Annotated in this window: 8 protein-coding genes and 1 other RNA gene; 6 read left to right on the top strand and 3 right to left on the bottom strand. The window is 60.9% G+C overall.

Annotated elements, in window-relative coordinates; genetic code table 11:
• Positions 1–104: 104 nt before the first annotated feature.
• Positions 105–2,504: a xanthine dehydrogenase molybdopterin binding subunit gene (gene xdhB, locus B0D71_RS12060; RefSeq protein ID WP_103394960.1), complete on the bottom strand. Its 2,400-nt coding sequence runs from the start codon at positions 2,502–2,504 to the stop codon at positions 105–107.
• Positions 2,497–3,951 (bottom strand): xanthine dehydrogenase small subunit, encoded by a 1,455-nt coding sequence (gene xdhA, locus B0D71_RS12065; protein ID WP_103394961.1) that lies wholly within the window; start codon positions 3,949–3,951, stop codon positions 2,497–2,499. The genes xdhB and xdhA overlap by 8 nt, the downstream gene beginning before the upstream one ends.
• A gap of 277 nt (positions 3,952–4,228) precedes the next feature.
• On the opposite strand from xdhA, the gene B0D71_RS12070 reads away from it, so the two are divergent.
• From B0D71_RS12070 to ffs, 6 genes are all read left to right on the top strand, one after another.
• Positions 4,229–4,888 carry a GntR family transcriptional regulator gene (locus B0D71_RS12070; protein WP_103394962.1) on the top strand — a complete coding sequence of 220 codons (660 nt, stop codon included), beginning with the start codon at positions 4,229–4,231 and terminating at the stop codon, positions 4,886–4,888.
• A gap of 2 nt (positions 4,889–4,890) precedes the next feature.
• Complete coding sequence (gene smc, locus B0D71_RS12075) at positions 4,891–8,379, top strand: chromosome segregation protein SMC (protein WP_103394963.1); 3,489 nt, start codon at positions 4,891–4,893, stop codon at positions 8,377–8,379.
• 258 nt (positions 8,380–8,637) lie between these two features.
• Entirely contained in the window at positions 8,638–9,492 is an 855-nt protein-coding gene (gene zipA / locus B0D71_RS12080; protein WP_103394964.1) for a cell division protein ZipA, read from the top strand.
• 231 nt (positions 9,493–9,723) lie between these two features.
• A complete protein-coding gene (ligA, locus tag B0D71_RS12085) occupies positions 9,724–12,081 on the top strand; it encodes an NAD-dependent DNA ligase LigA (protein ID WP_103394965.1) in 2,358 nt (785 codons plus the stop codon).
• A gap of 172 nt (positions 12,082–12,253) precedes the next feature.
• On the top strand, positions 12,254–13,420 hold the full coding sequence (locus B0D71_RS12090) for a zinc-binding metallopeptidase family protein (protein ID WP_103394966.1): 1,167 nt from the start codon (positions 12,254–12,256) through the stop codon (positions 13,418–13,420).
• A gap of 111 nt (positions 13,421–13,531) precedes the next feature.
• An RNA gene (gene ffs / locus B0D71_RS12095) (signal recognition particle sRNA small type) lies at positions 13,532–13,628 on the top strand.
• A gap of 58 nt (positions 13,629–13,686) precedes the next feature.
• On the opposite strand, the gene B0D71_RS12100 is transcribed toward ffs, so the two are convergent.
• Positions 13,687–14,481 carry a substrate-binding periplasmic protein gene (locus B0D71_RS12100; RefSeq protein ID WP_103394967.1) on the bottom strand — a complete coding sequence of 265 codons (795 nt, stop codon included), beginning with the start codon at positions 14,479–14,481 and terminating at the stop codon, positions 13,687–13,689.
• Between the last annotated feature and the right edge of the window lie 44 nt (positions 14,482–14,525).

Genomic DNA, 14,525 nt, shown 5'->3' on the forward strand with positions numbered 1-14,525 from the left:
CATCTTTGTTGTCTGTCAGTCCGCTATCGCTGGCAAGCCAGCTCCTACAAGGGCAGCGCAAAACCTGTAGGAGCCGGCTTGCCGGCGATCCAGGCGCCTCGGTCTTAGAGCGGAGCCAACTCGGTCTCCGCCTCGACAGCCTTCGCCGCCTTCAACTGGCGCATCTGCTCACAGCCCCACAACACCCGCTCCGGGGTCGCCGGTGCGTCGATTTTCGGTTGATGTTTGTAATCGCCCAGGCTCGCCACGGCGTCCTTGATCGCACACCAGGAGGCGATGCCGAGCATGAACGGCGGCTCGCCCACGGCCTTGGAATGGAACACCGTGTCCTCCGGGTTCTTGCGGTTTTCCACCAGCTTCACCCGCAGGTCCAGCGGCATGTCCGCCACGGCCGGGATCTTGTAGCTGGCCGGGCCGTTGGTCATCAGCTTGCCCTTGTTGTTCCACACCAGCTCTTCCATGGTCAGCCAGCCCATGCCCTGGATAAAACCGCCCTCGACCTGACCGATGTCGATGGCCGGGTTCAGCGAGGCGCCGACGTCGTGGAGGATGTCGGTGCGCAGCATCTTGTATTCGCCGGTCAGGGTGTCGACCAGCACTTCACAGCACGCCGCGCCAAAGGCGAAATAGTAGAACGGACGGCCGCGAGCCTGGCTGCGGTCGTAGTAGATTTTCGGGGTCTTGTAGAAACCGGTGCTCGACAGCGACACCTGGGCGAAATAGGCCTGCTGGATCAGTGCTTCGAAGGTCAGGATGTGATCGCGGACCCGTACGTGGCCGTTGTGGAATTCAACGTCTTCTTCACTGACCTTGTATTGGCGGGCAGCGAATTCCACCAGGCGTTGCTTGATGGTTTCGGCGGCGTTCTGCGCGGCCTTACCGTTCAGGTCGGCACCGCTGGAAGCCGCGGTCGGCGAGGTGTTCGGCACTTTGTCGGTGTTGGTCGCGGTGATCTGCACGCGGTCCATTTCCACCTGGAACACTTCGGCCACTACCTGCGCGACCTTGGTGTTCAGGCCCTGGCCCATTTCGGTACCGCCGTGGTTCAGGTGGATGCTGCCGTCGGTGTAGACGTGCACCAGGGCACCGGCCTGGTTGAGGAAGCTGGCGGTGAAGGAGATACCGAATTTCACCGGGGTCAGCGCCAGGCCTTTTTTCAGGATCGGGCTGTTGGCGTTGTAGCGACGGATCGCTTCACGACGCTCGGCGTACTGGCTGCTTTCTTCCAGTTCGGCGGTCATTTCTTCGAGCATGTTGTGCTCGACCGTCTGGTAGTAGTGGGTGACGTTGCGCTCGGTCTTGCCGTAGTAGTTGGCCTTGCGCACGGCCAAAGGATCCAGGGCCAGATGGCGGGAAATGGCGTCCATCACTTCTTCGATGGCGACCATGCCTTGCGGGCCGCCGAAACCACGGTAGGCGGTGTTCGACGCGGTGTTGGTCTTGCAGCGGTGACCGTTGATGGTGGCATCGCCCAGGTAGTACGAGTTGTCCGAGTGGAACATCGCGCGGTCGACGATGGACGCCGACAGGTCAGGGGAGCAACCGCAGTTGCCGGCCAGTTCCAGGTTGATGCCGTGCAGGCGTCCGGTGCTGTCGAAGCCGACGTCGTACTCGACATAGAACGGGTGACGCTTGCCGGTCATCAGCATGTCTTCGACCCGTGGCAGACGCATTTTGGTCGGTTGGCCGGTGAGGTGTGCGATCACCGCGCACAGGCAAGCCGGGCTGGCCGCCTGGGTTTCCTTGCCGCCGAAACCGCCGCCCATGCGACGCATGTCGACGACGATCTTGTTCATCGACACGTCCAGCACTTCGGCCACCAGTTTCTGCACTTCGGTGGGGTTCTGCGTGGAGCAATAGACGATCATGCCGCCGTCTTCGGTCGGCATCACCGAAGAGATCTGGGTTTCCAGGTAGAAGTGTTCCTGGCCACCGATGTGCAGGGTGCCCTGTATACGGTGCTCGGCGGTGGCCAGTGCCGTCGCCGAATCACCGCGCTTATGGGTATGGCTGTCGAGTACGAAATGGCGTTTACGCAGGGCTTCGACGACATCCAGCACTGGCTCGAGGTCTTCGTATTCGATGATCGCGGCCATCGCGGCCTTGCGCGCGGTTTCCAGGTCTTTCGCGGCAACGGCGACCACCGGTTGACCGACGAATTGCACCGTGTCGATGGCCAGCAGCGGATCGCCGGGCATCAGTGGGCCGATGTCTTTCAGGCCCGGTACGTCTTCATGGGTGATGGCGATGCGCACACCTTCGAAGGCGTAGCAGGGCGACGTGTCGATGCTGATGATCCGGGCGTGGGCGCGGTCCGACATGCGCGCATAAACGTGCAATTGGTTCGGAAACTCCAGGCGATCGTCGATGTACTGCGCTTCACCGGCCACATGCTTGGCGGCGCTGTCGTGCTTGACGCTGCGGCCGACACCGGTGGTCAGGTCCTTGGCGAACAGTTCAGCCAATTCGGCTTGGGTCTTCTCTACGGCATGATGATTAGACATAAGCGGTCACCCGAGTCTCGATGTGCGGTGTTTGCAGTTCGATGAAGTATTTGCGCAGCAGGTTCTGCGCGCTGAGCAGGCGGTATTCCTTGCTGGCGCGGAAGTCCGAGAGCGGCGTGAAGTCTTCGCCCAGGGCAGCGCAGGCGCGTTCAACGGTGGCGTTGTTGAATGGCGAGCCAAGCAACGCAGCTTCGCAGGCTGCGGCGCGTTTCGGGATGGCCGCCATGCCGCCGAAGGCGACGCGGGCTTCAGCGACGACGCCGTTTTCCAGGCGAATGTTGAAGGCGGCGCAGACTGCCGAGATGTCGTCGTCCAGGCGTTTGGAGACCTTGTAGGCGCGGAACAGTTTTTCGACGCTGGCGCGGGGCACGATGATCTTCTCGATGAACTCGCTTTCCTGGCGCGCAGTGACGCGGTAATCGATGAAGTAATCCTCCAGCGCCATGGTGCGGCGGGTTTCGCCCTTGCACAGGACGATTTGCGCGCCCAGGGCGATCAGCAGCGGTGGCGAGTCACCGATGGGCGAAGCGTTGCCAATGTTGCCACCCAGGGTGCCCTGGTTGCGGATCTGCAAGGACGCGAAGCGGTGCAGCAATTCACCGAAGTCCGGGTACTCGGCGTTCAAGGCCTCGTAGCAATCGGAAAGGGACGTGGCGGCGCCGATTTCCAGGCGATCGTCAAAGCGTTCGATTCGCTTCATCTCGGCGACGTTACCGACGTAGATCATTACCGGCAGGGTACGGTGGAACTGCGTGACTTCCAGGGCCAGGTCGGTACCGCCAGCCAGCAGGCGAGCCTGTGGATAAGCGTCGTAGAGGTCGGCCAGGTCGGCCACGGTCAGCGGCACCAGGCAGCGTTTGTCGCCGCTGTTGAGTTCGCCGATATCGGTCGGGGCAATGGCTTTCAGGCGCGCGATGGTCTCGGCCTCGCGGGCATCGAACTGATCCGGTTTTTTGCCACAGCAGGACTGCTCGGCGGCTTCCAGGATCGGCCGGTAGCCAGTGCAGCGGCAGAGATTGCCGGCCAGTGCCTCGTGGGCCTTGGCATGATCCGGTGCGTCGCTGTTCTTTTGCAGGGCAAACAGCGACATCACGAAACCGGGGGTGCAGAAGCCGCATTGTGAGCCGTGGCATTCGACCATGGCTTTCTGCACGCTGTGCAGTTCACCTTTGTGCTTGAGGTCTTCAACGCTGATCAGTTGTTTGCCGTGCAGGGACGACACGAAGGTCAGGCACGAGTTGAGGCTGCGATAGCGAATGTGTTCGCGGCCGTCATCATCGGTCTGCAATTCGCCGACCACCACGGTGCAGGCGCCGCAGTCACCGCTGGCGCAGCCTTCTTTGGTGCCGGGTTTGCCCACATGGTCGCGCAGATAATTGAGCACGGTCAGGTTCGGGTCCAGGGCGTGCTCGCTACGGAGTTCCTGGTTTAGTAAAAACTGGATCACGGAAGGCCTCGCAGACTCATTATTGTTGTTAACCGATAGGACCGAATTTAGCAGGTCTGACTTTTCGGTCAATGATTTTCTGACTTAAAGGTCAGGAAAATGCATTTTGTCGATCAACCACCTGTTCGTTAATTATTGTCGCTGGTTCGTTAGCCTGCCTTTTTGCTTGAATTTGCTTGAATCGTGCCAAAAAACCTCCGGGCGGGCACTCCGCCCTGATGCAGCAATTGCGCTACACTGCGCCGCTTGTGCAGATCGAAGAGTTTGAAGGACAACCATGACGTTCAAGGCGCCGGACAGCCTCGCCGAGCAAATCGCTCACCACCTCGCCGAACGCATCATTCGCGGCGAAATGAAGCCCGGGGAGCGCATCCAGGAACAGAAGGTCACGCTGGCCCTCAATGTCAGCCGTGGTTCGGTCCGCGAGGCTTTGCTGATCCTCGAGCGTCGGCACCTGATCGCGATCCTGCCGCGCCGTGGCGCCCATGTCACCGAGCTCACGCCGCACAAGGTGCAGAGCCTGTGCACGCTGATGAGCGAGCTCTATATTCTGCTCGGTAACTCGGTGGCCAGCGGCTGGAAAACCCAGGCCGACATGGCGCCGTTCGTGCAGATCCAGCAACGCCTGACGGCCAGCTACGAGCGTCAGGACATCCGCACTTTCGTCGACGACAGCTTCAATGTGATGCGCGCCGCGTACCCGTTCGCCAACAACCCGTACCTGCAGGAAACCGTCGAGAACCTGCAACCGGCCATGAGTCGTGCGTATTTCCTCGCCTTGGACCTGCGCAAAGCATCGATGAGCGAATTCCTCGAGCTGTTCGAACGCTTGCTCGCGGCCGTGCTAGCCCGTGACTTTGCACAGATTCGCGTGGTGCTGACGGCTTACGCCCAGCGTAGCTGCGATCTGGTGATCTCCGCTCTGACGGACGCCTGATCTTGCGGCTCAAGTGCATCAAGCTGGCGGGGTTCAAGTCCTTCGTCGACCCGACCACGGTGAACTTCCCCAGTAACATGGCAGCGGTGGTCGGGCCCAATGGCTGCGGCAAATCGAACATCATCGACGCCGTGCGCTGGGTGATGGGCGAGAGTTCGGCGAAGAACCTCCGTGGCGAGTCGATGACCGACGTCATCTTCAACGGCTCGACCAGCCGCAAACCGGTGAGCCAGGCGAGCATCGAACTGGTGTTCGATAACTCCGACGGCACCTTGCTCGGCGAATACGCCGCCTACGCGGAAATCTCCATTCGCCGCAAAGTGACCCGCGACAGCCAGACCACCTATTACCTCAACGGCACCAAATGCCGGCGCCGCGACATCACCGACATTTTCCTCGGCACCGGTCTTGGCCCGCGCAGCTACTCGATCATCGAGCAGGGGATGATCTCCAAGCTGATCGAGTCCAAACCCGAAGACCTGCGCAACTTCATTGAAGAGGCCGCGGGGATCTCCAAGTACAAGGAGCGCCGGCGCGAGACGGAAAACCGTATTCGCCGCACCCACGAAAACCTTGAGCGCCTGACCGACCTGCGCGAAGAACTTGAGCGTCAGCTCGAACGCTTGCACCGCCAGGCCGAGGCCGCCAAGAAGTATCAGGAACTCAAGGGCGAGGAGCGTCAGCTCAAGGCCCAGCTGTCGGCCCTGCGCTGGCAGGCGCTGAATGATCAGGTTGGCCAGCGTGAAGCGATCATCGGTAATCAGGAGGTTTCTTTCGAAGCCCTGGTGGCCGAGCAACGCAACGCCGACGCGAGCATCGAGCGTCTGCGTGACGGGCATCACGATCTGTCGGAACGCTTCAATCTGGTGCAAGGGCGCTTCTACTCGGTCGGCGGCGACATTGCCCGGGTCGAACAGAGCATCCAGCATGGCCAGCAGCGTTTGCGCCAGTTGCAGGATGATCTGAAGGAGGCCGAGCGCGCGCGCCTGGAAACCGAATCGCACCTGGGCCACGACCGCACGTTGCTGCTGACCCTGGGCGAAGAGCTGGACATGCTCACCCCTGAGCAGGAAGTCACCAGCGCCGCCGCCGAAGAGGCCGCTGCCGCGCTGGAAGAATCCGAAACCACCATGCATGGCTGGCAAGAGCAGTGGGAGGCGTTCAACCTCACCGCCGCCGAACCGCGCCGTCAGGCCGAAGTGCAGCAGTCGCGAATCCAGCAGCTGGAAACCAGTCTGGAACGCCTGGCCGATCGCCAGAAGCGTCTTGGCGAAGAGCGCGCCTTGCTCTCGGCGGACCCGGAAGACGCGGCGATCATGGAACTCAGCGAGCAGCTCGCGGAATCTGAAGCGACCCTCGAGGATTTGCAGACCAGCGAAGAAGCCCAGGTCGAAAAACTCGAGCAACTGCGCCAGCAACTACAGCAAACGCTGACGGCGCAACAGCAGGCCCAGGGTGATTTGCAGCGCCTCAACGGTCGCCTGGCTTCGCTCGAAGCCTTGCAGCAAGCCGCGCTCGATCCAGGCACCGGCACCGCCGAATGGCTGCGCGAACAGAATCTCGCGGATCGCCCGCGCCTGGCCGAAGGCCTGAAGGTTGAGGCCGGTTGGGAGCTGGCGGTGGAAACCGTGCTCGGCGCCGACCTGCAAGCGGTGCTGGTGGATGACTTCAACGATTTCGATTTGTCGGGTTTTGCCCAGGGCGACCTGCGTTTGCTCAGCCCTGCCAGCGATGGCGCGCGGGTGCCGGGCAGCTTGCTGGACAAGGTCGAGGCGCAGCTCGATCTGTCGCCATGGCTGGGGCAGGTCAAACCGGTGGACAGCCTCGAACAGGCCCTGGCCTTGCGGGGCCAACTGGCTACTGGGCAGAGCCTGATCAGCCGTGACGGTTACTGGGTCGGCCGGCACTTCTTGCGTGTGCGCCGGGCCAGTGAGGCCGAAAGCGGTGTGCTCGCCCGGGGGCAGGAAATCCAGCAACTGGGCCTTGAGCGCGAAGAGCGCGAAGCCACCGTCGAAACCCTGGAAACCCAACTGCAAAATCTCAGGGCGCAGCAGCGTCAGCAGGAAAACGGTCGCGAACATTTGCGCCGTTTGCTGCAGGACGAAGCCCGTCAGCAAGGTGAACTGAAAGCGCAACTCTCCGCCGGTAAAGCCAAGGCCGAGCAGTTGACCCTGCGCCGCATCCGTCTTGACGAAGAGCTCACCGAGCTGGACGAACAGCGGGCCCTGGAGCACGAAAACATCGGTGAAGCGCGTCTGCAGTTGCAGGAAGCCCTCGACAGCATGGCCCAGGATACCGAGCAGCGTGAGCTGCTGCTGGCGCAGCGCGACAGTTTGCGCGAACGCCTGGACCGGGTGCGTCAGGAAGCACGGCAACACAAGGATCACGCCCATCAGTTGGCGGTGCGTCTGGGCTCGCTCAAGGCGCAGCACGATTCCACGCGCCAGGCGTTGGAGCGTTTGGAGATGCAGTCCGAACGCCTGACTGAAAAGCGCGAACAGTTGAGCCTCAATCTGGAGGAGGGCGAAGCGCCACTGGAAGAGCTGCGTTTGAAGCTCGAAGAGTTGCTCGACAAGCGCATGACCGTCGACGAGGAGCTCAAGACCGCGCAGATCGCCCTCGAAGATGCCGACCGCCAATTGCGCGACGCAGAGAAGCGCCGCAGCCAGGCCGAACAACAATCCCAGTTGATTCGCAGCCAGCTCGAAACCCAGCGCATGGAATGGCAAGCCCTGACCGTGCGCCGCAAGACCTTGCAGGACCAGCTGCTGGAAGACGGCTACGATCTCCATGGCGTACTCGCGACGTTGACCGCCGAGGCCAGCGAGAAGGACGCCGAGGAGGAGCTCGAGCGCATCGCTGCGAGGATTCAGCGCCTCGGTGCGATCAACCTGGCGGCCATCGATGAGTACCAGCAACAGTCGGAGCGTAAACGTTATCTGGATGCGCAGAACGACGACCTGGTCGAAGCGCTCGAAACCCTCGAGAACGTGATTCGCAAGATCGACAAGGAAACCCGTAACCGTTTCAAAGATACCTTTGATCAGATCAATGGCGGTTTACAGGCACTTTTCCCAAAAGTTTTCGGTGGTGGCCGCGCGTATTTGGAACTGACGGGCGAAGATCTACTCGATACAGGGGTAACGATCATGGCGCAGCCGCCAGGAAAGAAGAACAGCACCATCCATTTGCTCTCCGGTGGTGAAAAAGCCCTGACCGCATTGGCCCTGGTTTTTGCGATCTTCAAGTTGAATCCGGCGCCGTTCTGCATGCTCGATGAAGTTGACGCACCACTGGATGACGCTAACGTTGGACGCTACGCACGGTTGGTAAAAGAGATGTCACAGACAGTGCAGTTCATCTATATCACCCACAACAAGATCGCCATGGAAATGGCCGAACAACTGATGGGTGTGACGATGCACGAACCCGGTTGTTCTCGTCTGGTGGCGGTGGATGTGGAGGAGGCGATGGCGATGGTGGATGCCTGAGTCGTGATTACAGGAAGGGGTGTTTACGGGTTGTAAGACTCATTTACTGACTTCGACTTGCTGGCCAATCGACATATTCGCGATAGCCAACGTGGTAGACGGTGTAAAGTTGCCTTTGGTCGTGCTAGTTTAATGTCAATTTTTCGTATACGTGGGCAAAACGCCTGTCAGAACATAGAGTTGGCGCCACGTTTTAAAGCGGTTTGCAGGTTGTAAACCCCTTATTTTTCAGCATTTTTTATAGAGGCACGGGATTACATGGAAATCGGTCTGCGCGAGTGGCTGATCGTCATCGGCATTATTGTCATTGCCGGTATTCTTTTTGATGGCTGGCGCCGGATGCGCGGCGGCAAGGGAAAACTGAAGTTCCGTCTTGATCGAAATCTGTCCAACCTGCCGGACGAGGACAGCAGCGCCGAGCTGCTGGGCCCGCCGCGTGTGCTGGATACGCACAAAGAGCCGCAACTGGACGAGCAGGATCTGCCGTCGGTGAGCATGCCGGCCCGTGAGCCTCGCGAGTCGGGTTCCAAGCGCGGCAAGCGTGGCCATAGCGAGCCTTCCCAGGGCGACATGAACCTCAGCCTGGATCTGGACGGTGGCCCGAGCTTCAGCAGCCGCGACGACGACTTCCCGGATGACACCAAGTCCTCGCCATCGCTGGGCGACAAAGATCAGCCGCAAGCTGAAGAAGTGCTGGTGATCAGCGTGATCTGCCGCGACGCTGCCGGCTTCAAGGGCCCGGCGCTGTTGCAGAACATTCTCGAAAGCGGCCTGCGTTTCGGCGAGATGGATATTTTCCATCGTCACGAAAGCATGGCGGGCAACGGTGAAGTGCTGTTCTCCATGGCCAACGCCGTCAAGCCGGGCGTTTTCGACCTGGATGACATCGACCACTTCAGCACGCCGGCGGTGAGCTTCTTCTTGGGTCTGCCAGGCCCTCGCCATCCGAAGCAGGCCTTCGACGTGATGGTGGCCGCGGCGCGCAAGCTGTCGCAAGAGCTGAACGGCGAATTGAAAGACGATCAGCGCAGCGTACTGACCGCGCAAACGATTGAGCACTACCGTCAGCGCATCGTCGAATTCGAACGCCGCGCATTGACCCAGAAACGCTGATCTAATGGCTGGGCAGGCTTCTGTGGCGAGGGGGCTTGCCCCCGCTGGGCGGCGAAGCCGCCCCAAAACCATTCCCCTCGTTGTGTCAGGTTCAGCACGGTTGCAGGATTTACGGCGGCTTCGCCACCGAGCGGGAGCAAGCTCCCTCGCCACAATGAACATAGCCTTGAGCTAATGTATTTAGAAAATTGAGCAGCCTCGGCTGCTCTTTTGCTTTATGAGAGAACACCCATGACCGCCGCCAAGAACCGTATTTTAGAGCTGCGCGCTGAGCTGGATCAGCACAACTATCGCTACCACGTGCTGGACGAGCCGAGCATTCCGGACGCCGAATACGACCGCTTGTTCAACGAGCTCAAGGCGCTGGAAGCGGCCAATCCCGAACTGATCACCAGCGACTCGCCGACCCAGCGAGTGGGCAGCGCGGCGCTGTCGGCGTTTACCCAGGTGCGTCACGAAGTGCCGATGCTCAGCCTCGGCAACGCTTTCGAAGAAACTGACATGCGCGAGTTCGACCGCCGGGTGACCGAAGGCCTGGACTTGCCGGCGGGCGACCTGTTCGGTGGCGGCGCAACCGTCGAATACAGCTGTGAACCCAAGCTCGATGGCCTGGCCGTCAGCCTGTTGTATCAGGATGGCGTCCTGGTGCGCGGCGCCACCCGCGGCGACGGTACGACGGGCGAAGACATCAGCGTCAACGTGCGCACCGTACGCAACATCCCGCTCAAGTTGCACGGCACCGGTTGGCCGGCGACCCTGGAAGTGCGCGGCGAAGTGTTCATGTCCAAGGCCGGTTTCGAGCGGCTCAATGCCACGCAACTGGAAGTCGGCGGCAAGACCTTCGCCAACCCGCGCAACGCGGCGGCCGGCAGTTTGCGCCAGCTGGACTCCAAGATCACCGCCAATCGTCCGCTGGAGTTTTGCTGCTATGGCATCGGCCAGGTGTCGGCGGACATTGCCGACACGCACATTGGCAACTTGCAGCAACTCAAGGTCTGGGGCATGCCGATCAGTCATGAGCTGAAACTGGCGCAGGGTATCGCCGAGTGCCTGGATTACTACCGCGACATCGGTGAGCGCCGCAATGCGCTGCCGTATGAAATCGACGGCGTGGTGTTCAAGGTCAACAGCATTGCCTCCCAGCGCGAACTGGGCTTTCGCGCCCGTGAGCCACGTTGGGCCATCGCCCATAAATTCCCGGCCATGGAAGAGCTCACCGAGCTGCTCGATGTGGAATTCCAGGTCGGCCGCACCGGGGCGGTGACGCCGGTGGCGCGCCTGAAGCCGGTCAAGGTCGCGGGTGTCACGGTGGCCAACGCCACACTGCACAACATGGATGAAGTGGCGCGTCTGGGGCTGATGATCGGCGACACCGTGATCATTCGCCGTGCCGGTGACGTGATTCCGCAGGTGGTGCAAGTGGTCATGGAGCGTCGTCCGGAAAGCGCCCGGCCGGTGCAGATCCCCGAGCAGTGCCCGGTGTGCGGTTCCCATGTCGAGCGCACGCAACTGATCAAGCGCAGCAAGGGCCGCGAGACGGTCAGCGAAGGTGCGGTGTACCGCTGCGTCGGCCGCCTGGCCTGCGGCGCGCAACTCAAGCAGGCAATCATTCACTTCGTTTCCCGTCGCGCCATGGACATCGAAGGCCTGGGTGAGAAGAGCGTCGAGCAACTGGTCGACGAAGGGCTGGTGAGCTCGCCGGCCGATCTGTACGCCCTGACTTTCGAGCAGATCGTCGACCTGGAAGGCTTTGCCGAGCTGTCGAGCAAGAACCTGCTCGGCGCCATCGAAGACAGCAAGAAGCCGGGCTTGGCGCGATTCATCTACGCCCTCGGGATTCCTGATGTCGGCGAGGAGACGGCCAAGGTGCTGGCGCGTTCCCTGGGTTCGCTGGAGCGGGTGCAGCAGGCCTTGCCGCAGGTGCTGACGTACTTGCCGGATGTTGGCCTGGAAGTCGCGCACGAGATCCACAGCTTCTTTGAGGATGCGCATAACCGGCAGGTGATCGCTGATTTGCTCAAGCATGGTTTGCAGATTCAGGATCAGGGCGAGTTGGGCGCCGAGTTTTCGGCGAGCACCACGCTGGGTGGTTTCCTCGACAAGCTGCATATCCCCTTGGTCGGTCCGGGTGGCGCGCAGAAACTGGCGGACAAATTCGGCTCGCTACAAGCGGTGATCGGTGCGGACTGGCTGGACATGCGCCAGGCGCTGCCGGAGAAACAGGCCAATTCGGTGCGCGAGTTTTTTGCGCTCGAGGCCAATCGCCAGTTGGCCGAAGCGGCCGAAAAACAACTGGCCGATTTCGGCATGCACTGGCAGAGCGAGAAGAAGGTCGTCGAAGGCCTGCCGCTGGCAGGGCAGACCTGGGTGCTGACCGGCTCGCTGGAACTGATGAGCCGCGATGTGGCCAAGGACAAGCTCGAAAGCCTGGGTGCCAAGGTAGCGGGTTCGGTGTCGGCCAAGACTCATTGTGTGGTGGCTGGGCCGGGTGCCGGTTCGAAGTTGACCAAGGCCAATGAGTTGGGGTTGAAAGTGCTCGACGAGGAGGCGTTTGTTGAAACATTGCGCGGGTACGGCAAGGTAGATTGAGCAGCAATTCAACCTGTAGGAGCGAGCCTGCTCGCGATGGTGGATCAGGCGCATTGATGTCGACTGACACTCCATCGCGAGCAGGCTCGCTCCTACAGGTGTTGCGTTCGACCTGGGAACGATCCTCCTTGGGAAATGATCTAGTCTTGGCAAGCCCCAGGGAGAGATCGCCATGTACCGCTTCTTCGAACAGCTCAGCTCGCGCATCGCCGCACCCTTCATGGGTGAAAGTTCGCGCAACAGCAAGGTCTGGTCCTGTCGTTGCGGGCAGTCGCTGTTCTTTCGCAACAGTCAGTGCCTGGCCTGTTCGGCGGCACTGGGCTATCAGCCGGAGCAGAGCCGCTTGTCCTCGCTGCAGCCGGGTGTGCCAACGGGCACCTGGTTGCTTGATGTCGACCCCCAGGCTGGCCTGGTTCGGCGCTGCGCCAACCTCGATTCCCCTGCAGCCTGTAATTGGTTGCTGCCCGCCAATGAGCACGACGTGTTGTGCATCGCCTGCAGCCTCAATCGCACCATTCCTGATCTGTCGATAGCCGAAAACCACGAGCGCTGGCGCAAGGTGGAAACCGCCAAGCGGCGTCTGGTCGCGCAGCTGGTCAGCCTGGGGTTGCGGGTGATTCCCAAAGCAGTCGATGAAGAGACTGGCCTGGCCTTCGACTTCATCGGCGTCGACCTCGAAGGCAAGCCGCCCACCACCGGCCACGCCAATGGCCTGATCACCCTCGATATCAAGGAAGCCGACGACGCGCACCGCGAGCAGGTACGGGTGCAGATGCTCGAACCCTATCGCACGCTGCTCGGGCATTTTCGTCATGAGGTCGGGCACTACTATTGGGACCGGTTGATCGCCAATAGCCATTGGCTTGAACCCTTTCGCCTGTTATTCGGCGATGAGCGCGCCAGTTATGCCGAAGCCCTCGATCGGCATTATCAGCAGGGCGCACCGGCCAACTGGCAGCAGCACTACGTCAGCGCCTACGCGACCATGCACCCGTGGGAAGACTGGGCGGAAACCTGGGCGCATTACCTGCACATGATGGACGCCGTGGATACCGCGCTCGGCTTTGGCATGAGCGCCCGGGAAATGGACTTCGACTATCAGCCGTTTCCGATGGATACCCTCTACGATCCACAGCATCCCGGCGGCGCGGCATTTCTGTCGTTCGTCAATGCCTGGATCGAACTGGCCGGCATGCTCAATGAACTGTCGCGCAGCATGGGGCAACCGGATTTCTATCCGTTCGTCCTGCCGTCAGCCGTCATTGCCAAGCTGCACTTTATTCATCTGGTGATTCAACAAGAGGGCGGCAGGGCGGACGAGGTGCTTGAGGCGCAATAGCAAGTGCTTGAAGCCCCTCATGTTTTTATTCCGAAACCAACGGTTGTAACTTCGCCTCAGATAGGTACAATGGCGCGGCTCGCCGACAGGTGAGCATCGTTATGGTGACCCTATCGGTCCCCCCGCAACGATCAGCCGTGAACCCGGTCAGGCCTGGAAGGGAGCAGCCGCAGCGGTGACATTGTGTGCCGGGGTGTGGCTGGTAGGGTTACCACCTTAACGCCACGCGAGTGTTCTCTCGCGTTATTTTCTGAAAAGACTTTTTGTTAGCTGCCAGGGTTTTGCCCAGGGCGGTTTTTTGTCGTTTCCGATTTGTCGGCAGCAGGCACGCCACCGATGTACAGCCGAACGATCGCATCGATTTCCCCAGACATTTTCATCTGCGCCAGCGTGCGCAGAATGCGTTGCACCGGTACTTGCGGGTCATTGCGCACGTAGCAGCCGACATTCTGTTCCTGCAGCACCGCCACGCTGCGCAGCTGTTGCGCCGGCAGCAGGCGTTGATTGAACCAGTCCAGGCTCCATTGATTGCTGACGGCATAGCGGTTGCGGCCGGCGAGGAGTTTTTCCAGCACCTGTTCCTGGTTGCGCGCGTCGTCGCGATGCAATTGATCGGTTTCGAACAGTGGTTGCAGGGTCGGGTAGCTATAGCCCAGCACGGTGCCGATGGACTGATGGGACAAATCCGCCGGATTGACGGCGGCGGGGCGCGCATGCCGGGTGATCAGCAGGTCGGGCTGGGTAAAGAGCGGGATGCTCCAGAGGTAGTCGCCGGTCTGGTGGGGCAGCCACGATTGCGCGGCATAACAGCGGACATCGACCTCGCCGTGGTCCATGGCGTTTTGCACCCGTGCGCGGGGCAGCACATGGAACTCGGCCGGTACGCCGACCTGGGTCGCGAGGCTGAGCATCACATCAAACAGGATGCCCTGGGTCGGTTTGCCCCGTTCCAGTTGCACCATGGGCATGGTCCAGCTGTCGGTTATCGCGAAGCGCAACGGCGCATCAGCGGCTACGCCATCCAGGCTGATCAACAGCAATGCTCCCAAGGCCAGCCGCATAAACGCTCCGTTAAATGCCTTCGATGTGCAACTTGGCCAGAATA

Source organism: Pseudomonas laurylsulfativorans (assembly GCF_002906155.1).
GTDB lineage: Bacteria > Pseudomonadota > Gammaproteobacteria > Pseudomonadales > Pseudomonadaceae > Aquipseudomonas > Aquipseudomonas laurylsulfativorans.